At 60.0% G+C, this 18,688-nt stretch carries 15 protein-coding genes and 2 tRNA genes; 12 read left to right on the top strand and 5 right to left on the bottom strand.

The features are described 5' to 3' along the window. Window positions 1-26: 26 nt before the first annotated feature. Window positions 27-647 carry a WbqC family protein gene (locus I5L79_RS01575; RefSeq protein WP_196953257.1) on the bottom strand — a complete coding sequence of 207 codons (621 nt, stop codon included), beginning with the start codon at window positions 645-647 and terminating at the stop codon, window positions 27-29. A gap of 118 nt (window positions 648-765) precedes the next feature. Between I5L79_RS01575 and I5L79_RS01570 the strand changes: the two genes are divergently transcribed. Together I5L79_RS01570 and I5L79_RS01565 are read left to right on the top strand one after the other, a co-directional pair. After that, a complete protein-coding gene (locus tag I5L79_RS01570) occupies window positions 766-1,638 on the top strand; it encodes a hypothetical protein (RefSeq protein WP_196953256.1) in 873 nt (290 codons plus the stop codon). Further along, a complete protein-coding gene (locus I5L79_RS01565) occupies window positions 1,635-2,543 on the top strand; it encodes a lysophospholipid acyltransferase family protein (RefSeq protein ID WP_231402667.1) in 909 nt (302 codons plus the stop codon). Before I5L79_RS01570 ends, I5L79_RS01565 begins: the two co-directional genes overlap by 4 nt. A 72-nt stretch (window positions 2,544-2,615) precedes the next feature. On the opposite strand, the gene I5L79_RS01560 is transcribed toward I5L79_RS01565, so the two are convergent. After that, window positions 2,616-3,245 (bottom strand): L-threonylcarbamoyladenylate synthase, encoded by a 630-nt coding sequence (locus tag I5L79_RS01560; RefSeq protein ID WP_196953255.1) that lies wholly within the window; start codon window positions 3,243-3,245, stop codon window positions 2,616-2,618. A gap of 196 nt (window positions 3,246-3,441) precedes the next feature. Next, entirely contained in the window at window positions 3,442-5,292 is a 1,851-nt protein-coding gene (locus I5L79_RS01555) for a T9SS type A sorting domain-containing protein (RefSeq protein ID WP_231402665.1), read from the bottom strand. A gap of 125 nt (window positions 5,293-5,417) precedes the next feature. Between I5L79_RS01555 and mltG the strand changes: the two genes are divergently transcribed. From mltG to I5L79_RS01505, 10 genes are all read left to right on the top strand, one after another. Then, complete coding sequence (gene mltG, locus I5L79_RS01550; RefSeq protein ID WP_196953253.1) at window positions 5,418-6,497, top strand: endolytic transglycosylase MltG; 1,080 nt, start codon at window positions 5,418-5,420, stop codon at window positions 6,495-6,497. 113 nt (window positions 6,498-6,610) lie between these two features. Beyond that, window positions 6,611-7,099, top strand: coding sequence for an acyl-CoA thioesterase (locus I5L79_RS01545; protein WP_196953252.1), 489 nt, complete (start codon window positions 6,611-6,613; stop codon window positions 7,097-7,099). A 131-nt stretch (window positions 7,100-7,230) separates the two neighbouring features. Further along, window positions 7,231-8,223: a YihY/virulence factor BrkB family protein gene (locus tag I5L79_RS01540; RefSeq protein WP_231402663.1), complete on the top strand. Its 993-nt coding sequence runs from the start codon at window positions 7,231-7,233 to the stop codon at window positions 8,221-8,223. Between the two features lie 84 nt (window positions 8,224-8,307). Beyond that, window positions 8,308-8,394: transfer RNA gene (locus I5L79_RS01535), tRNA-Ser, on the top strand. 80 nt (window positions 8,395-8,474) lie between these two features. Then, window positions 8,475-8,559 (top strand) — tRNA-Ser (locus I5L79_RS01530). Window positions 8,560-8,730: 171 nt separating this feature from the next. Further along, window positions 8,731-9,414 (top strand): SOS response-associated peptidase, encoded by a 684-nt coding sequence (locus I5L79_RS01525; protein WP_196953251.1) that lies wholly within the window; start codon window positions 8,731-8,733, stop codon window positions 9,412-9,414. Between the two features lie 345 nt (window positions 9,415-9,759). After that, window positions 9,760-10,887: a glycoside hydrolase family protein gene (locus I5L79_RS01520; protein ID WP_196953250.1), complete on the top strand. Its 1,128-nt coding sequence runs from the start codon at window positions 9,760-9,762 to the stop codon at window positions 10,885-10,887. Between the two features lie 88 nt (window positions 10,888-10,975). Continuing rightward, window positions 10,976-11,335 (top strand): hypothetical protein, encoded by a 360-nt coding sequence (locus tag I5L79_RS01515; protein WP_196953249.1) that lies wholly within the window; start codon window positions 10,976-10,978, stop codon window positions 11,333-11,335. Window positions 11,336-11,361: 26 nt separating this feature from the next. Further along, complete coding sequence (locus tag I5L79_RS01510) at window positions 11,362-12,231, top strand: PAS domain-containing protein (protein ID WP_196953248.1); 870 nt, start codon at window positions 11,362-11,364, stop codon at window positions 12,229-12,231. Between the two features lie 183 nt (window positions 12,232-12,414). After that, window positions 12,415-15,468 carry an LpqB family beta-propeller domain-containing protein gene (locus I5L79_RS01505; protein WP_196953247.1) on the top strand — a complete coding sequence of 1,018 codons (3,054 nt, stop codon included), beginning with the start codon at window positions 12,415-12,417 and terminating at the stop codon, window positions 15,466-15,468. Between the two features lie 100 nt (window positions 15,469-15,568). Here I5L79_RS01505 and I5L79_RS01500 read toward each other — a convergent pair whose 3' ends face one another. After that, window positions 15,569-16,360 (bottom strand): TVP38/TMEM64 family protein, encoded by a 792-nt coding sequence (locus tag I5L79_RS01500; RefSeq protein WP_196953246.1) that lies wholly within the window; start codon window positions 16,358-16,360, stop codon window positions 15,569-15,571. A 91-nt stretch (window positions 16,361-16,451) separates the two neighbouring features. Continuing rightward, entirely contained in the window at window positions 16,452-18,605 is a 2,154-nt protein-coding gene (locus I5L79_RS01495) for a hypothetical protein (RefSeq protein ID WP_196953245.1), read from the bottom strand. Between the last annotated feature and the right edge of the window lie 83 nt (window positions 18,606-18,688).

Here is an 18,688-nt window from a genome sequence, read left to right as displayed (position 1 = left end):
AGGGGAAAAAGAGAACGGCAAAAACCCTACACGAGAAAACTGCCGGCGGCCGGACCCTGCATAAACAGCAGGTCCAGGATGCTCAGGCCAGATACAAACGGTGCGCCAAACGTTTGGGGATAGGGGCGTACCGACGTCCTGTCAGGTTCCGGGGAAATAGGAGCTTTAGGTGTCAGCCAGTCGCGCCGGTCGCGCACGGCAGTGGGGGAGTAGGTTGGGTGATAGGCGGCGGTGAATTCCACGGGAATCCGAAGCCGCAGGCAGCGCAGCTGCAGGTGCAGCAGCGCCAGGTTCAGGTCGAAAAGTAACGGGATTTTCTGTACGTAAATATCGTGCAGATAGTCGGCGTAATAGGCAAAATACGGGCTGCTGCCGTAGGCGGTTTGCAAAGTACGCCAGTGGCGGTGCACCCAGTTCTGCCGATAGTCGATTTCTAGTGCGCTAATGAGGACTTTCTCGCTGCGGTTGCCATCAACAACGGGCACGGTAAGCGGCTGCACGCCCTGGGCCGTGAGAATCAGGCAGCGGTTGCGGTAGGTTTGCTTGTGGTAATGCTCGTGGCGCTCCAGCAGCAGCACATCGTTTCCGGGCAGCTCGGCAAAAAATGCTGCGGGCGGATTATATTGGAGTTCAAATAAAACGGGCATGATGCTGGCTTGATAAGCGGCAGGTATTGGGCCCCGCAACCGGGAACCCAGGCCAAAGTACGGGCGTTAGCCGCATTGCCTAGCGTAAAATTTCCTGACTCGTTTCCGCCATCCTGACATGAAGCATTATATACTTGTATTGCTGGCCCTCGTTCTGGCAGTGGTTGCCGAGGCAGCTCCTCCCAAATTGCAACTCGATCTGGCCGCGTTCCGCAACCTGGACATCGGCCGGAAGGGCGGCGTGCTGGAGCTGTATGCCACCGTGGATGGCAACTCGCTCACGTACCAGCGCCGCGCCCCCAAAGCATTTCAGGCCTCGGCCGTGCTTACGCTGGAAGTGTTGAAGGCCGATGGGCAGATTGTATACAGCGAAGTTATTAAGCTGAAGCCGCCGGTGCTGAAGGATACCACGCAGGCCATCAAAAACCCGATGAGCTTTCAGAAGCGCGTGGTGCTGCCCGATGGCACCTACACCGTGCGCGGGCAGGTGCGCGACCAGTACAAAGCCGGCGGCAACCGCATCGTGGATGTGCCGCTGCTCATGCAGTTCGACCAGCCCGGCCTGCGCCTGAGCGACGTAGCGGTGCTGGCCAAAGCGCCCAGCCGCTCCCCCGCCGATACCAACTTCAACCGGGGCGGCTACCTGCTTATCCGCACGCCCGGCGGCCTCTACGGGCGCGGCGCCGACCAGCTTTTTGCCTATGCTGAGCTATACAACGCCCCCACTGAGCAGACGCTGACGACAAAATACCGACTGCGCCTGGTAGGCGGTACCAAGGACGCGGCAGCGGGCACCGGCACGGCAAAAGGCGTGTCAGGTTCTCCGCATCTTATCCTGGTGGATATGGACATTACGAAGTTGCCCGCTGGGGAATACGATTTAATTGTGGAAGTTCGCGGGGCCAAAAACAAGCTGTTGGCCAGCAAAACCACCCGGGTGCTGCGGCAGCCCGATACGTACGCCCCGGCTGCGGCCTCCATTCGCCTATGAGTTCACCCGTTGCTGCGGCAACCTACCCGTGGTATTTCCGGCCTCTCGACTGGCTGTTGCGCGCCCTAGCGGCTTTGCCGCTGCCGTTGCTGTATGGCCTGGCCGAAGTGCTGTATTTCCTGATGGCTTACGTGCTGCGCTACCGCCAGCGCGTGGTACTGGAAAACCTGCGCAATTCCTTTCCGGAAAAAACCGAGGCGGAGCATCGGCAATTGGCCCGCCGGTTTTACCGGCACTTTGCCCAGCTGATGGTGGAAATCCTGTGGCTGCGCCAGGCAACTCCTGCCCAGCTTAACCGCCGGGTGGAGTATCCCAACAAGCACATTATTACGGACCGCCTGAAGGAAGGCAAGTCACTGCTGGCTCTAGGCTCCCACGCTGGCAACTGGGAATGGATTCTGACTTCCGGGCAGCTGCAGCTGGATGTGCCGGCCGTGGGCGTATACCAGCCGCTGAACAACGCGTTTTTCGACGAGTTCATGTACAAGCTACGCACCCGCACCGGGGCCGAGCTGGTGACCATGCGCGAGACCATCCGCTTTATGGCCGCTAACCGCAACCGGCAGAAGGTGCTCAGCATGCTCTCTGACCAGAGCCCCAGCAACCCCACCAACCGCTACTGGACGCAGCTGCTGCACCAGGATACGGCTTTTTACACGGGTGCCGACCGACTGGCAGCGCATTTTCAGCTGCCCGTGGTGTACGTGAGTATTCAGCGGGTAAAACGCGGCCGCTACCGCGTGGTGCTGGAAGAGTTGTTCGACGGTCAGTCTGCGCTGGACCCGGATCAGCACCAGATAACCGAGGCCTTTGCCCGTGCCTTGGAGCGCGACATTCGGCGGGCTCCTGCCGATTACCTCTGGTCGCACCGTCGCTGGAAACACAAGCGTGAGATAGTGAACTAGTGAAACGGGTAGTTGGATGTTCAGCCGGCGCCACTTGCGCGGCCAGAACATCCAACTACCCGTTTCACTAGCTCACAGATACTGCTCAATGTCGCCGGCGCCCTGGCGGATGATGCTGAAGTCCTCGTCGGTGCAGTCGATGACGGTGCTGGCAATGTTGTTGCCAAAGCCGCCGTCGATAACTAAGTCTACCAGTGGGCGGTATTTCTCGAAGATGAGGTCGGGGTCGGTGCTGTACTCCAGAATTTCGTCGTCGTCGTGCACGGAGGTGCTTACGATGGGGTTGCCCAACTCCCGCACCAAAGCTAGGCAGATGTTGTGGTCGGGTACGCGGATGCCTACGGTTTTGCGCTTCACCCCGCCGTACTTGGGGGCCTTGGTGCTGGCCTCAAAAATAAACGTGAATGGGCCCGGAAGGGCTTTCTTCAGTACTTTATACACCGGCGTGGTAATGCCGTTAGCGTAGTCGGTGATGTGCGAAAGGTCGGAGCATATAAACGACAAATTGGCTTTGTCGGGCTTCACGCCTTTGATACGGCAGAGCTTCTCCACGGCCCGGGCATTATGAATGTCGCACCCTAGCCCGTAAATAGTGTCGGTGGGGTAGATGATGACGCCCCCGTTGCGCAGCACCTCTATGGCTTGCTGAATGCGGTTCTGGGGCGGGTTGTCGGGATGAATGCGGAGCAGCGTGGCAGACATAAGCAGAAAGCGTAGGAGGGTAAAACCAATTCGGAACACGGTCAGCCGTGGAGGTAGGCGGAGTGAAGCAAGGTAGCAGCGGCCGCATAAACCTGCTACCCAGGCCGGAATTTTTTCGATGGTGGCGGCCCGGATGAAAGCAAAAAGGCCCCGGCAAGCGCCGGGGCCTTTCTTACGCGAAACAAACCCAGATAGGTTATTGCTTCACGAAACGACGCGTTACCGAGCCTTCGTTGGTGGTGATGCGCACCAGGTAAGTGCCGCGCTGCAGGGCAGCTACGTTCAGCTCAGCCTGAGTGCCAGTAGCCGTGGTGCGGCTGATGCGCTGGCCCAGCAGGCTCAGCACTTCCACCGTAGCACCGCGACCAACCGTGCCCAACTTCAGGGTCAGTTGGTTGGCGGCAGGGTTGGGGTAGAGCTGCACCGTGCGGCCGAAGGCTGGCTCGCGGTTGGCCGTTTCGATGGACACGATGTCAGCCATGCTGCGGGGGAAAATCTGGTAGCCCGTATCAAACGGCGTAGCGCTGTCGAACTGACCGCCTAGGCCAGTTACCGTGAAGGCGCCGGTGGGAGCAGGCATGGTGTACAGGCCGCTAGCCTTGGTAATACGGAGCTGGAACGTGTTGCCGGCGGCATCCTTGGCATCTACGTTGACGCCGGAAGCCGTGGTGGCAGCCGTAGGCCATTTGGAAGCATCTGCCAGCATCAGTGGAGTGAGTTTAATCAGTTCCGACTCCTCGCCTTCACCCACGGCAGTTACCACGCGTGGGGCTACCAGAGCAGCGTTCTGGCGGAACCGTTCAATAGCCGTAGCGGTAATCTGGGTTAGGCCGTTGAACTGCCCCAAGGTCCCCATTACATCTACCGAGTCGCCTTCGGCCAGCGTGAGGTCCCCAATGTTGGCGGAGGAGAAAATACCAATACCACCAGTAGCATCAATCAGCGCAAACTGGTAGCCGCCAGCCGTGCGCAGGTTGGGGCCATAGATAACCCCCGTAGCTTTTACTATCTGGCCGTTCTGAACGGGTACGCCAGCGGCGTCATTTACCGTCAGGGTGGAAATCGGCGTCACCGAAATTACCGTTGGGACATCATTGGCCGCAATGGTGATGGTGCTGGTGCCTGAGGCAATAGTAGCACCATCAGCTGGCATAGCATTTTCCAGGCCGAGGATGATGGTTTCGGCGGCTTCCTGCACGTTGTCGTCCACGATGGTTACTTCCACGGTCTTCTCAGCGGTGGAGTTGGCCGGGAACGTAACTTTGGTTTTCGTGAAGGTGAAATCGTCGGGAGACGTGGCCGTGCCAGCGGGCGTGGCAATTACCACATCCACGGTAATTTCCTGGGTGCTGGCGGCGCTCAGCTTCACCGGAATGTTCACCTTGCCCACGTTTTCCTCCACCGTCACAGCGGCCGTGCCGAAGGAAATTACTGGAGCGGTGGGCGTTACCACGCCGCCGGTTACCGTGCCATCAACCTTAATGTTGTCAAGGCGCCAGGTGCCCGCGTCTGCTTCAGCTTTGTAACCGTAGAAGCGGAACTCCACGGCAGAAGTTAGGCCCATAAATGCGGCCGGCAGGTCAATTTTCTTGTTTCGAACAAGTGTCTCATCCGGCACGGTTACTTTGATGAGGTCAGCCGTAAAATTATCCAGGCTGGAACGCAGTACCCACTCCCCAATGCCAGTTCCGGAACGACGCTCGTCCAGCGTGATGCTGGTCAGGTCCAGCTTATGATCAGCAGCGGGCGTAACAGAAAAGGAGAAATAGTCAGTGGCATCGGGGGTGGCACCCAGTGTCCAGCCGAGAGCTGAGAACGTGCCGCCCGCGCCCGAAGGCGTTACACCGGTTCCGCGGGAAATAGGCGAGAAGGTAGCATTCGTGGGCTGAGCATCTACAGCATAAGTAGCCTCGTCGCCCGTAGAAGGCGTGGTCGTGCCAAAAGAATAGGTTCCAAGCTGTGCCTGTGCCGCTGTAGCGAATGTGAGACCGAGCATGCCGAGGGCAAAACGCCGTGCGACCATGCCGAGAGAGTAAGGGTGCAACATAAACAAAGAAAGAAGGTGAAAGAAGAAGCTGTAATTTCGAGCCCTAAAGTTACCCGCTTCGTCCGGTTACGCAACCGGAAATAGCATTGTCTTTGGATTACTTCATTTTTCCGTGCTGCCGCCGTATGGCCAAACCCCGCATCGACTACAAAGCCCAGGCCCTGCGCCGCCGCAACCGCTTCGCTTACACCGTGGGTGTGCTGGGCATCCTGCTCATCACCTTCTCTTACTACTTCTACCAGGTTTTCTTCACGCCCAACATCGAAACTAAAGCCGCGCGGGTGAGTGTGCTCATTCCGCGGGGGAGCGACTGGAAAACGGCCCTGAAGCGCATCGAAGCCACTGGCGCCGTGGTGGATAAAATGTCGTTACACTTTGTGGCCCGCATGATGAAGTACGACCGTCCCGGAGCTGTGAAGCCAGGCAACTACGCCCTTAAAAACGGCCTCACCAACCGTCAGCTCATCAACATTCTGAAGAGCGGTTCACAGTCGCCGCTTCAGCTAACCTTCAATACGGTGCGCCTGCGCCAAGACCTGGTAAAACGCTTGGCCGCGCAGGTGGATGTGCAGCCTCGCACTCTCGACTCGCTGCTGCGTAGCCCCGCCTACACCCGCAGCCTGGGCTTCGATACTACCTCGGTGCTGACCATGTTTATCCCCAACACCTACGAGTTCTACTGGAACACTTCGGCCGATAAGCTCTTGCACCGCATGAAGCAGGAGTACGACAAGTTCTGGACCCCAGCCCGCGACGCCAAGCGGGAAAAGCTGGGCCTCAGCCGGGCTGAGGTAAGCACGCTGGCCAGCATTGTAGAGGCCGAGCAGCAGCAGCACGCCGACGAGCGGCCCCGCGTGGCCGGGGTGTACCTCAACCGCCTCCGGCGCGGCATGAAGCTGCAGGCCGACCCCACGGTAGTGTACGCCAACCAGGATTTCGGCATCCGGCGCGTGCTGAACGTGCATCTGCAGAAAGACTCGCCTTACAACACGTATAAGTACGCGGGTCTGCCGCCCGGCCCCATCAATCTGCCCAGCATTGCCAGCATCGACGCCGTGCTGAACCCCGAAAGCCACCAGTACCTATATTTCTGCGCTAAGGAGGATTTCAGCGGCTACCACGCCTTTGCTCGTAACGAGCAGGAGCACCTCGTAAATGCCCGCCGCTACCAGGCCGCCCTGAGCCGTAACGGGATTATGAAATAATGTTTGATAATGTGCTAATGAGGAGAATTTGCTGATGTGTTAAATAGTATGATGACAGCACACTTCCCACATTAGCAAATCAGCACATTCCCTCACATTAGCAGATTAACAGAATGTATCAACACGACACTCAGATCCGCGTGCGCTACGCCGAAACCGACCAGATGGGCTACGTGTACCACGGCAACTATGCCGCGTACTTCGAGGTGGCCCGCACGGAGGCGTTCCGCCAGCTGGGCATCCGTTATAAGGATATGGAAGCCGATGGCGTGGGCATGCCGGTAGGGGAGGTGCGCACCCGCTTCCGTCGGCCGGCCCGCTACGACGACCTGCTCACGGTGCGCCTGCTGCTCAAGCAGCCCGCCGAAGGCTCCCGGGTGCTGTTCGAGTACGAAATCTACAACGAAGCCCAGGAGCTGCTCACCGAAGGCCACACGCTCATGGTGTTCATGAATACCACGACCGGTCGCCCCGTGCCCATGCCCGCCGATATCCAGGCCAAGCTGGCGCCCTACTTCACCGAAGACGACCTAGATAGCCCGCTCATGCCGCCCGCCAACCCCTCAGACGCCCCGGCCCCGGCGGCTTTCCTGAAGGGGTAAATGGTCGTCTGCTTAGATAATTGACTTATTGGATAGTGGGAAGGTGAAATAAGCACTTCTGTCTATACAGCTTTCTGTCAACAAGTCAGCTATTCAGCCATCAACCAAGAAAACCAGTTAACCCGAGAGCCATGCTCATGCGAATGCCCCGCCGCTACCGCGTGTCCGATGTTCGTCGGGGGCGCTCCTACCGCCGCCTGATGGTGTGGCTCAAGCGGTTGCGCTTCAACGGCGGGCAGGCTTCGGTGTATGAGGTAGTGGACCACATGATTCTGGAGCTAAAGCTGGATAGCGTAACGAAGCGGGCCTCCTACATGGCTTTCAACTTCACCATTGCCATCTTTCCCACCATCATCTTCCTGTTCACGCTCATTCCCTACATCCCGGTTCCCAACCTGAACCTAGACATCCTGCAGTTTCTCTCCGATCTGATTCCGCAGGGCATGTACGTGGTCATTGCCGATACCATTGAGGACATCGTGAACATTCCGCACGGGGGGCTGCTTTCTTTTGGTTTCGGCACGGCGCTGGTGCTCAGCTCCAATGGCATCATGGCCCTGCTCGATGCCTTCGACAAGAAGTACCATACCTTCAAGCGCCGCACGTACCTGCGCAAGCGCGTCATTGCCACGCTACTCACCATCGTGCTGGCCACAGTGCTAATTGTAGCCATTGCGGGTATCTTCTTTGGGACGTATATTATTGATACGCTGGTGTTTTATGAGATTGTGCCCGAGCGGCTTACGGCGCTGCTCATTGCTTTGCTGCGCTACGGCTCGGTGGTGGGGCTGTTTTTGTTTATCACCTGCCTGATTTACTACTACGTGCCGGCCGTGCAGGACCGGTGGCCGTTTCTGTCGGCCGGGGCGGTGGTGGCCACGCTGCTTATATTTCTGGTATCGGCGCTGTTCATCCTCTACATCAAGATTTTCGACTCCTACAACCACTTCTACGGTTCCATTGGGGCACTGGTGGGCTTCATGGTCTGGCTCGACTTCGTGTGTATGACGCTCATCGTGGGCTTCGAGGTGAACGTGAGCATCGACGCCGTGACGGGCCGCCTGAAGCGCTATGTGGTTAAAGGTGAGGCGGTAGCTCCGGGCGGAGTGCAAAAATCAGCCTAGGGCCGAAAAAAAACGCCCGGCCGGCTTGCGCTAAGCAGCGGCGCCGACTACTTTTGTCGTCCCAATCACTCAATCGGGACCTTTAGAGAGGTGGCAGAGTGGTCGAATGCGACGGATTCGAAATCCGTTATACCTGCAAGGGTATCGGGGGTTCGAATCCCCCCCTCTCTGCAACAGTGAATGAGTGAAGTGTTGAACTCGTGCTTCTGGTACGTGTTTCCCACCTCATTTCAACTCTGTTATAGTGAGATAGAGAAGTGGCAGAGTGGTCGATTGCGGCGGTCTTGAAAACCGTTGAGGGTTAAACCTCCGGGGGTTCGAATCCCTCCTTCTCTGCAGAAAGCCCCGTTTCCGGCCCGGAAGCGGGGCTTTTTCTTTTGCTGGCTGTGGGCTGTGAAATGGGTGCGTAACCGGCCGTATACCTGGGCCGATATCGAACAGTGCTTCCCTGAAAGCCGTAAGCAGAGGAGCCAGCCGTGGGGGCTGGGTTCCTATTTCTCCTGCTTTATGTGCGGCCGCTATACGCTCACTGTTCCCCCTTCCATCCTGGAAAAACGCTTTGAGGCTTCCGTGCCGCCGGATGTGGCGCCTACCTACAATGCCGCGCCTTCCCAGCGCCTGCCCATCATCACCAACACGGAGCCGGGCAAGGTGCAGCTGTTTCAGTGGGGGTTGCTGCCGGCCTGGGTGAAGGACGTGAAAGCGGCGCCCAAGCCTATCAACGCCCGCGCCGAGACGCTGCCCGAGAAGCCCTCGTTCCGGCAGCTGCTGCAGCGCCGGCGCTGCCTGGTGCTGGCCGACAGCTTCTACGAGTGGCAGCGGCCTGCTACGGGCAGCAAAGGTCCCAAAGTGCCGCACCGCATACTGCTGCGCACCGAGCAGCCGTTTGCGCTGGCCGGCCTCTGGGACGAATGGGTGAACCGCGAAACCGGAGAGGTTGAGCCTACCTTTACCATCATCACCACCGAGCCCAACACGCTCATGACCGGAATCCACGACCGGATGCCCGTGATTCTGCCCGGCCGCGAGGCGGAGCTGGCCTGGCTCGACGACCACACCGGCGCTCGGGAACACTTACAACTGCTGCGCCCCCACGCGGCTGAGCTGATGCACGAATACACGGTAGGCGTGCAGGTGAACTCCCCCGGCAACAACGACGCGGCCTGCGCTGCCCCATTTGCCTGGGATTAGCCCTGCGGTGTAGGGGCGGAGTTTGCCGTTACCTGAATCTGCTTCAGGCAATGGCAAAACCCTGAATTCATTCCCAGCCAAATGGTTTGGCTCCCGGTGCCTCTGGGCATTCCGGAAGCGGCGGAGTTGTTATACCCAATGTTCGGTATCCTGCTCTTGCCCATGCTGGCCGCCACTGCTATAGCTCTGAGCTCTGTGCCGTGCTGACCAACTTCCGGCGTCTTCGTGGCTTTCGGTTGCCGCAGCTGAATGGGGCGTTGATGGCCGAGCCAAGCAGCGGTAAGCGGCCTTTACGTACCTTCGTCGGGCCCCTGCAGTACGTGAATCAAACAGCGCAAGCCTGTCATGCTATCTATTCGCTATTACCTGCTGTGGCTGCTGCTGGCCGTTGGGGGAATGAGTGCCCCGACCTATGCCCAAACCGCGAAAAGCCCGAAGCGCGGCCTGGCCTACGGCCAGCATACCGCCGCCGATCTGCGGGTTCTGGCACCGGGCATCAGCTGGTGGTACAACTGGGCGCCCACGCCCGAAAATGCCGTAAAGGATATGTACCGCAGCGCCGGGGTGGAGTTTGTGCCCATGGTATGGGGTGGCACGCCCAAGGCCAATGATCTGGTTTTTACGCTGCCGTACGACACCAAAACCCTGTTAGGCTTCAACGAGCCTAACTTCCTGACCCAGGCCAATATACCGCCCACCGTAGCGGCGGCCCGTTGGAAGGAGTTGGAGCAAACCGCCCGGCAGCGGGGATTGAAACTAGCCTCGCCCGCCGTGAATTACTGCGGCGACTGTGTAACCGAAAACGGCCAGAAGTTTACGGACCCCGTCGACTACCTCGATGCGTTTTTCGCGGCCTGCCCTACCTGCAAGGTCGATTACATTGCCGTGCACTGGTACGCCTGCGACTTAGGGGCGCTGCAGTGGTATATCGGCCGCTTTAAAAAGTACGATAAACCAATCTGGCTCACTGAGTTTGCCTGCGGCGACCTGCCCCACGCACAAATCACCCTGGCTAAGCAGAAGGACTATATGAAGGCGGCCGTAAACTACCTGGAAAATGAGCCGGGCGTAGCCCGCTACGCATGGTTTTCGGGCCGCAACGGCGAAATTTCCAATATCAACCTCCTCGGCGACTACGGGCAGCTCACCGAGCTGGGGCAGCTGTACGTGAGCTTGCCAGCCGGGCCGGGTAGTGTAACGGCTACTGGAGCTTCTGTTGTACAGGAACTGCGCTTGGAAGTCTACGAAGCCAAGGCCAACCAATTTACCATCCGCGTTGGGGCGGCGCCGGGCGAGTGTGTGGTACAGCTGACGGACATGTTAGGGCGGGTGTGCGCCCAGGTCACCGCTACTGGTCAGCAGCTGCGGCAGGGCTACACCTGGATTCTGCAACGGCCTCTGGCTGCGGGGATTTACAGTATTCGGGTACAAAGCCCTGAACTTTTTGCAGCCCGCCGGGTTTTGATTCCTTGACTTTGCTGAAGCAGGAGCGGTTGGGCTTCTGATCAGCTCCTCTATACTTTCGTGGGAGCCGCAGGACGGCAAACCACTATCCTCTTCTATGACTGATTTGCTTTTCGACGTCAACCTGCAGCAGCTGCCGGAGGAATACCTCAACGGGGATTGGCGCGTGGCAGATCGGGTGCTGAATCGTACGGACCCCACCAGTACGCTGGCCCAGGCCACGCGCGTGCGCCTGCTGCCGGGTGAGCTGCAGCTCGAAGCCACTCAGCATACCGAGGGCGGCTCCTGGTCGGTACAGCGTGACGAGCTGATGCAGCGCCCCTACCTGGAAATTGAAGTAGCGCAGGAAACCACCCGCGCCCTCATTACTCGTCTGCGGCGCTCCGCCGATGGCCTCTACAGTCAGCTTAACCTGTACTTCCTCTCGGGCATGGAAGTCCAGCTCACCCAGCCCTAAGCCCGCCTGCTCTCTGCCTTTGCGCTATGTCTGATTTACTTGCTTCCTCCAACTTTGAACGCCTGCAAACTGCCGTGGAAGCGGCCGGCGTGGGCACCTGGGACTTCAACCCCCTGACCGGCGACCTGCAATGGTCGGCACGCTGCAAAGAGCTGTTCGGGCTGCCCGCCGACGCGCCCATCGACTACAACCGGTTTCTGGCCGGCCTCCACCCCGACGACCGTGCCGCCACCGATGCCGTGGTGCAGAAGGCATTGGACCCCGCTGGCCGTGGTCAGTACGATATTGAGTACCGCACGGTAGGGCTGGAAGATGGTGGCCAGGTGCGCTGGCTACGGGCTACCGGCCAGGCCATTTTTGATGAGGCCCGCACCAAAGCCGTGCGGTTTGTGGGCACCATCACCGATATCACCCACATCCGCCAGCAGGCCCAGCAGTACCAGACGGTCATCGAGTTTATTCCGCAGATGGTGTGGCTGACGGATCCGGCGGGCTTTCACACGTTTTTCAACCAGCGCTGGATCGACTACACCGGCTACACCGTGGAGCAAAGCCAGGGCAAGGAAATGTGGAACAACCTGCTGCACCCCGACGACCAGGCCCGCGCCCGGCAGGTGTGGAGCCATTGCCTGGCTACAGGCGAAGACTACGAGATTGAGTACCGCTTCAAAGGCCTGAATGGGCAGTATCGGTGGTTCCTGGGGCTGGCCAAGCCCATTCGCAACGAGCAGGGACAAATAACCCAGTGGTTTGGTACCTGCACCGATGTAAACGAGCAAAAGCAGCTACAGGAGCAGCTGGAACGGTCGTACAGCGACCTGGAAGCCAAGATAACCTTCCGCACGCTTGAACTGGAGCATCAGATCCGCGAGCTGAAGCGCCGTCTGGGTGAGTAATGGGGTGATAGTAAACCAAAAAAAGGCTCCTTTTGAGGAGCCTTTTTTTGGTTTGCCAGTGTAACTTCCAGCAACCCGGAAGTGGCAAGTTGCTGGCTCACATCTATATGTGATTGTACTGTCTGATGAAGTAGCTGAATTTTGTTGAAGCAATTTTGAACGCCGCTTCTGCACTTCACAGCTATGAAACACTCCGTACCGTTGCTCGCCGCCTTGGCAGCGCTTGGCATTACCAGCGCCGCCCTGGGTCAAACCAACAAACCCACTTTCAAAGCTCCGCGCCCCACTTCAGCCGGCCGAACCAGGCCCGCCACCGACGTAATTAAGCCCGCTGCTGCCACTCAACTGCTGGCAGCCGATGGCCCCCGTCCGGCGGCCCGCCTTCAGGCGCTGCCACGCACGGGCGCCCCTGGTAGCAGCCTCAGTGCGGCACAGGTTCTGCGGGCTCCTGACACGGGGTTGCCGCTGTTTATTCAGGTAACGGGCAGCAGCCAGCGCCGGAGTGTGGCCCCGCTGGCCCCGGCCGCCGCCAGTCTGGAGTTTTTGCAGAGCCTGCGCGCCGAGCTGCGCGTGCAGGAGCCCCGGCAGGAGTTTGTAGTGCGCGGCATGGTGCGCGACGAACTGGGCCAGACCCATGTGCGCCTGCAGCAGCGCTGGCAGGGCCTGCCGGTTTATGGCAGCGAAGTAATAGTACACACCAACGCGGCCGGCCAGCCGCAGCTGTTCAGCGGCCGCTATTTTGCCTCGCCGGCAAAGCTGAAAATCGTAACGCCAGCTTTATCGGGCGAGGTAGCTGCGGGCACTGCCGAAGCGGCCCTGCGCGCCAAAACCCGCGTAACCGGGCTGTCGGAAGCAGCTCGCAGGCTGCTGGACTACGCTGGACCTGCCAAGGAGCTGATTGTGTACCACACCACGCCACAGGCGCCACCGGTGCTGGCCTGGCACATCACCACACGGCCTTCCTTTAAGGAGCAATGGGAGTCATTCGTGGATGCTGGTTCCGGGCGGGTGCTGGAGCAATACGAGTCGTCGTGCGCGGCGGATGGCCCCCGCACGGCCAAAGCCCAGGACCTGAACGGGGTAACGCGCACCATCAATACCTACCAGGTGGGCTCGGGCTACTACATGCTCGACGGCACGCAGCCCATGTTCAACCTAGGCAAATCGACGATGCCTGACGACCCGGCCGGGGCGCTGCTTACGCTGGACGCCAACAACTCGGCTCCGGCTAAGCTCAACCTCACGCACGTAGCCAACAGCAACAACGTCTGGGCGCTGAAAGCCGCCGTATCGGCGCATTACAACGCCAGCGTGGCCTGCACCTACTACCGCACCACCCACGGCCGCAACGCCATCGACGGCAACGGCGGAACCATTCTGTCCATCGTGCGCCTGGCTGAGGAAGATGGCAGCGGCATGGACAACGCCTTCTGGAACGGCAAGCTCATTGCCTACGGCGAGGGCAACGTCGGTTTCAGGAGCCTCTCGGGCGGCCTCGATGTGGCGGGCCACGAAATGACCCACGGCGTAGTGCAAAGCACGGCCAACCTCGAATACAAAGGCCAGAGCGGTGCCCTCAACGAAAGCATGGCCGACGTGTTCGGGGCCATGATGGACCGCGACGACTGGACGATAGGGGAGGACGTGGTGCTGAAATCCATGTTCCCAAGTGGGGCGCTCCGCTCGTTGCAGGACCCGCACAACGGCGGCACCAACCTCAACAGCCGCGGCTACCAGCCCCGCACCATGGCCGAGCTGTATACTGGCACCGAAGACAACGGAGGTGTGCACATCAACAGCGGCATTCCCAACTGGGCCTTCTACAAATTTGCTACGGCCATCGGTCGGGAGCACGCCGAGAAAGTGTGGTACCGTGCCCTCAACACCTACCTCACCCGCTCCTCGCAGTTTCTGGATCTGCGCCTGGGCGTCATTCAGGCCGCTACGGATTTGTACAAAGCCAGCTCACCGGAGGTGACGGCTGCCAAAGCTGCCTTCGACGCGGTGGGCATTGTGGGCAGCGCGCCCACAAACACCACCAAAGACCAGCCCGCCAACCCCGGCCAGGACTACATTTTGCTGCTCAACACCGATGCCAGCGTGCAGGGAAGCTTGTATCTGGCCAAAACCGACGCCAGTGACTTCGCGCGCCTGACGAACACTGAGGTGCTTTCGCGGCCCAGTATCAACGACAAAGGCACGGTGGCGGTGTTCGTGGATGGGGACCACAAGCTGCGCGCCCTGCAGCTGGGCAGCACCATCAGCGAATCGATAGTGCAAAGTGACCCAATCTGGCACAACGTGGCCATTTCCAAGGACGGCACCAAGCTGGCCGCCGTGACCATCGACCAGGACACCTCCATCTACGTCTTCGATCTGGCCAAAAGCAAAGCTGCCCGCTTTATGCTCTACAACCCCACCAACTCCAGTGGGGTGAAGGGCACCGGAGTGCGCTACGCCGACGCGCTGGAGTGGGACTTCTCGGGCCAGTTTGTGGTGTACGATTCCTACAACGTGATTCCCAATGCCTCGGGCGGCGAAATCGACTTCTGGGATATTGGTTTCCTGCACGTGTGGGACAACAAGAAGAAGACCTGGGGCACCGGCCAGATCGAGAAGCTGGTGCAGAGCCTGCCCGCCGGCCTGAGCATTGGCAACCCGGTGCTGGCAAAAAACTCCCCCTACATCATGGCTTTCGACGTGCTGGATGCCGACGGCGGCGACACGCCTTTCTCTATTATGGCCCTGAACCTGGAAACCGGCGACGGCAGCATCGTTTTCTCCAACAGCGAGGTAGCCGGTACGCCCTGCTTCAGCAAGCTGGATGACAAGCTCCTATTCACGGCCCAATCGTTGGAAGGCAAAGAAATCCTGGCTTACGCACCCCTGGATGCCAGCAAGGTGAAAGCGGCGGGCGAAGCGCAGGGGCTGATAGACCAGGCCCGGTGGGGCGTATGGTTTGCGCAGGGTTCCCGCGTGCTGGCCAACCGTGAGGAAGCTGCTCCGTTGCCCGGCTTTTCGGCCTATCCCAACCCGGCCCGGCATGAGCTGACCATCACGGCTGATGCCGCCGCTACTGCCACGCTCTACGATTTGCTGGGCCGCATCGTGCGTACCACCCAGGTAGGGCCGGGACGTCGTGCTACCGTCAGCCTGCAGGGGCTGGCCGCGGGCTCCTACGTGCTGCGCGCCGCCGACGGCAAACGCACCTCTACTCGTATGATTGTAAAGGAATAAGGTGCAGAAAGGCCCGCTTGTTGAAAAGCTGAATGGTTGGCTGGTTGAATGGCTGCTAAGTCAACGATTCAGCCAGCCAACCATTGAACCATTCTGCCATTCAGCGCCGTAGCGGCGTGTGGCGGGGGAGAGGCCCGGCGGGGTGGGGGCGTCCGTCGTCGGGCTTTTGGGCGGCTTGCGGGTTGCGGCGCTTGTCCCAGAATATGTAGCCCGCAAAGAGCAGCAGACTGATGCCCGAAACCCACAGCAGCCCCGATTTCAGGCGCCCGGTATCTTCGCCCAGGTAAGCCAGCAGCCCGATAAGCGGCAGGATACCTACGGCCGTGGCTGAAATGAACTTGAGGTAGCCCAGCCGGCCCAACCCCGCCACAAAGCTGATGGCATCGTTGGAAATAACCGGGGTGAGCCGGGCAATAAACACGGCCCCAATGCCATAGCGGCCAATCTGCTCTTCCACCTTCTGCGCGTTTTTGTGGCCCAGGATTTTCGCCACGAAGGCCCCGCCCAGCCCCCGGCCCAGAAAGTAACCCACCGAGGAAGCCGTCAGCACCGACACCCAGGCCAGCAACGAGCCCCACCACGGCCCGTAGGCCAGAATAGCCACCAGAATCAGCAGCACGTTGTTGATGACGACCAGGAACATCTGCGCCACCATGGCCAGCACCACCAGCACCGGCCCCCAGAACCCAAACTGCTTTACCCAGGCCGCAATACGGGGCTTGTCGCCGCTGGTCAGGATGGTGAATGCCTCGCGCACGGCGTCGTGGAAAGCGGGCCACAGAAAGTAGCAGCCCACCAGCGCGGCCACCAAACCCAGGGAAACATACAACGGCAGGCGACTGGAGGAAGCTTCCGGCTGCAGGGAAACCGGCGCCGATTCGGTAGCGGACATACGCAACGGTTATAGGGAAAGCAAAAGCCTGTCCGGTGCGGGGCAGGCTTTTGCTTTAAACGCGGTTTTCTTTCGAAGGATAACGCCCGGCTTACAGCCGCACCCCAATGCCCGGCCCCAACAGGAAGAAGGGCTTGCCGCGCGAAAGCAGCCACCCCCCGCCCAGGTACAGCGGAAACGACAGCTTGGCTTCCCGCCGCGTGGGGTACACCGAGCCCAGAATTACAATGCCCAGGTCGCGCTCCACGGAGGTGTCGCTGCTGTTCAGGTTGAAGGCGTTGAGGGCCACGAAGCCGGCCCCTACTTTATACGGCCGCAGGCGGTTGATTTTCTCGGGATGATAGAAACTCAGCTGCCCCAGCATGGCCAGAGAAATGCCCCCAAACGAGCCGAAGCCCGTGTCGCCGGGCTTGCGCGTGAGCAGGCCGCCGGGAAAGCTCACATCGATGTCAAACTTTATCTTGCGCTTGAGCACCAGCTCCAGCTTCTGCGAAAAGCCGGGCTCCTGGTACTGGCTCTGGGTGTGGCGCACTGTAATGATGATGGTGCTCCAGTCGTCCAGATCGTGGGTTTTGCGGGCGGATAGCAGGTTGTTGAGGCTGATGTTGCCCACCTGGCACTGCTTGTCCTGGTAAAATGCGGCCCGCACCGACGTGCCATCGGGGCACACCACCACGTTGTCGACGGTGCGCATCTCAATCAGCTCGCCCTTGCTGTTTTGGGTGCGAATGTCGAAAGTAAGGTACTGCTTGCCGTAGAGCTGCTGCTCGGTATCGATGCCGCCGGCGTTGAAGCTGAACACCACGTCCGAAATGGTGCGGTCGTAGAGGATGGGGCCGTTGAAGCGCGTGACGGGCCGCGGCGCCTCGCCAAACGTGATGCTCACAAAATCGAGCGGGTGGGGGCGCTGAAACTCCCGCACGGCCAGCGCAAAGCCCGTCGGCTGACCGGCGTTGAAGATGTTGATGCGCTTTTTGTCGCTGGTGAGCGGAATCTGCACGCGGTACACCACGGAGGCATCGGAGCGGATGCTGGAATCGGAAGGCACCACCTGCACGTCCTCGAAGTGAAACCGGGCCCGCTGCAACGATTCCCCATCCAGGCGCACGTCTACCGTTTCGCCGGGGTTCACGGCGTTATTGTTGGTCCAGTCGCCGCCCCGGTGCCGCACGCTCAGGGCCGTAATGGTAGTTTTGGGCGAGATATTGAAGTTGGTGACGTACTTGGCCTGGTCGTTTTCCTTGATGTAGAGGTAGCTGTCGGTTTGGCGGTGGGTGTTATACACGCGCAGCCAGCACAGCACTCGGTCGTTGGTGAGGTACTGGCGGATGTAGAGCTCGGCAATCAGCTCCCCGCCGGGCTCCTCCTGGTCTTCGATGCGGTAAGTGCGACGCAGGTCAAACGTGCGGCCGTTGTCCAGGATCAGCTCCACGCCCTGGCGGCGGGTGGCCTCTACCAGCGTAATTTCTTTTTTATCGACGCTCAGAAACCGCAGGCGCGAGGCTTTCACCGTGAAATCCTGCCGGATGGGCGGCAGCGCGTAGCTCAGGCGGCGGTTGTTGTCGGTAAGAAACGGCTTCTCCGTCTGAGGGCGCACAGTGAGGATGCGCGTGCCCACGTTGTTGGGCAGCACGTGCAGGCGCAGCTGGCCTTTTTCCTGGGTGAGGCGGTAGTCGATATCCTGGCCGCGCGTCCACTCCCCGGTGGTGCGCACGTTTTTGGGGTTGTTGCTGCCAATGTCAAACACCTTTTCCTCGCCCACAAACAGCTCCGTGTCGGTGGGCCGGAACTCCAGCGTGGTGCGCGTGACGGGCAGCAGATTCACTGTCTGCGACAGGGGCGGGCGGCCCGCCGTATCGGCAGGGGCCGTGAAGGTGAAACGCAGAAACTGGGCCGCTGTCAGGTCGCGAAAGCGCAGCTTGGCCCGGTAGTGCGTGCCGTCGGCGGCCAGCGTGAGCGAGTCGAGCAGCTGGAAGTCGGCCGAGCGCACGAGGCGTAGCGGCTTGCGCACATCGGGCTGCGGATATACCAGCAGGTCGGCCGTTTCGTCGTCGCGGCGGTAGGTGAAGTACAGGTGCGGCTCGCCCTTCACGGCCAGCACGTGGCGGCTAAGCTGGTAGCTGGCAGTATCGGTGCGCAACACCAGCTCCCGCAGCAGCGGCGCCCCGGCCTGGGCCCGCACACACGAAGGCCGCAGCCCGCCGGCCACGAGCAGCAGCCCTAAAAAAATCCAACGAAAACCCACGCGGCGAAACAGCAATTCCCAGTGCTTTTACTTGCCCGGCCCCACGCCCGGCGGCGCAAAAATAGGCCAGCCAGACGGCTTCT

The sequence above is a fragment of the Hymenobacter guriensis genome, from assembly GCF_015773195.1.
GTDB classification, from domain to species: domain Bacteria; phylum Bacteroidota; class Bacteroidia; order Cytophagales; family Hymenobacteraceae; genus Hymenobacter; species Hymenobacter guriensis.
The sequence above is the reverse complement of the archived record's forward strand: the minus strand, read 5'-3'. Positions and strand labels throughout refer to the sequence as shown.

Bases quoted from the DNA above. Each gene is read 5' to 3' on its own strand.
- I5L79_RS01575 (WP_196953257.1), bottom strand. From the start codon at position 647: ATGCCCGTTTTATTTGAACTCCAATATAATCCGCCCGCAGCATTTTTT.
- I5L79_RS01570 (WP_196953256.1), top strand. From the start codon at position 766: ATGAAGCATTATATACTTGTATTGCTGGCCCTCGTTCTGGCAGTGGTT.
- I5L79_RS01565 (WP_231402667.1), top strand. From the start codon at position 1,635: ATGAGTTCACCCGTTGCTGCGGCAACCTACCCGTGGTATTTCCGGCCT.
- I5L79_RS01560 (WP_196953255.1), bottom strand. From the start codon at position 3,245: ATGTCTGCCACGCTGCTCCGCATTCATCCCGACAACCCGCCCCAGAAC.
- I5L79_RS01555 (WP_231402665.1), bottom strand. From the start codon at position 5,292: ATGTTGCACCCTTACTCTCTCGGCATGGTCGCACGGCGTTTTGCCCTC.
- mltG (WP_196953253.1), top strand. From the start codon at position 5,418: ATGGCCAAACCCCGCATCGACTACAAAGCCCAGGCCCTGCGCCGCCGC.
- I5L79_RS01545 (WP_196953252.1), top strand. From the start codon at position 6,611: ATGTATCAACACGACACTCAGATCCGCGTGCGCTACGCCGAAACCGAC.
- I5L79_RS01540 (WP_231402663.1), top strand. From the start codon at position 7,231: ATGCTCATGCGAATGCCCCGCCGCTACCGCGTGTCCGATGTTCGTCGG.
- I5L79_RS01525 (WP_196953251.1), top strand. From the start codon at position 8,731: ATGTGCGGCCGCTATACGCTCACTGTTCCCCCTTCCATCCTGGAAAAA.
- I5L79_RS01520 (WP_196953250.1), top strand. From the start codon at position 9,760: ATGCTATCTATTCGCTATTACCTGCTGTGGCTGCTGCTGGCCGTTGGG.
- I5L79_RS01515 (WP_196953249.1), top strand. From the start codon at position 10,976: ATGACTGATTTGCTTTTCGACGTCAACCTGCAGCAGCTGCCGGAGGAA.
- I5L79_RS01510 (WP_196953248.1), top strand. From the start codon at position 11,362: ATGTCTGATTTACTTGCTTCCTCCAACTTTGAACGCCTGCAAACTGCC.
- I5L79_RS01505 (WP_196953247.1), top strand. From the start codon at position 12,415: ATGAAACACTCCGTACCGTTGCTCGCCGCCTTGGCAGCGCTTGGCATT.
- I5L79_RS01500 (WP_196953246.1), bottom strand. From the start codon at position 16,360: ATGTCCGCTACCGAATCGGCGCCGGTTTCCCTGCAGCCGGAAGCTTCC.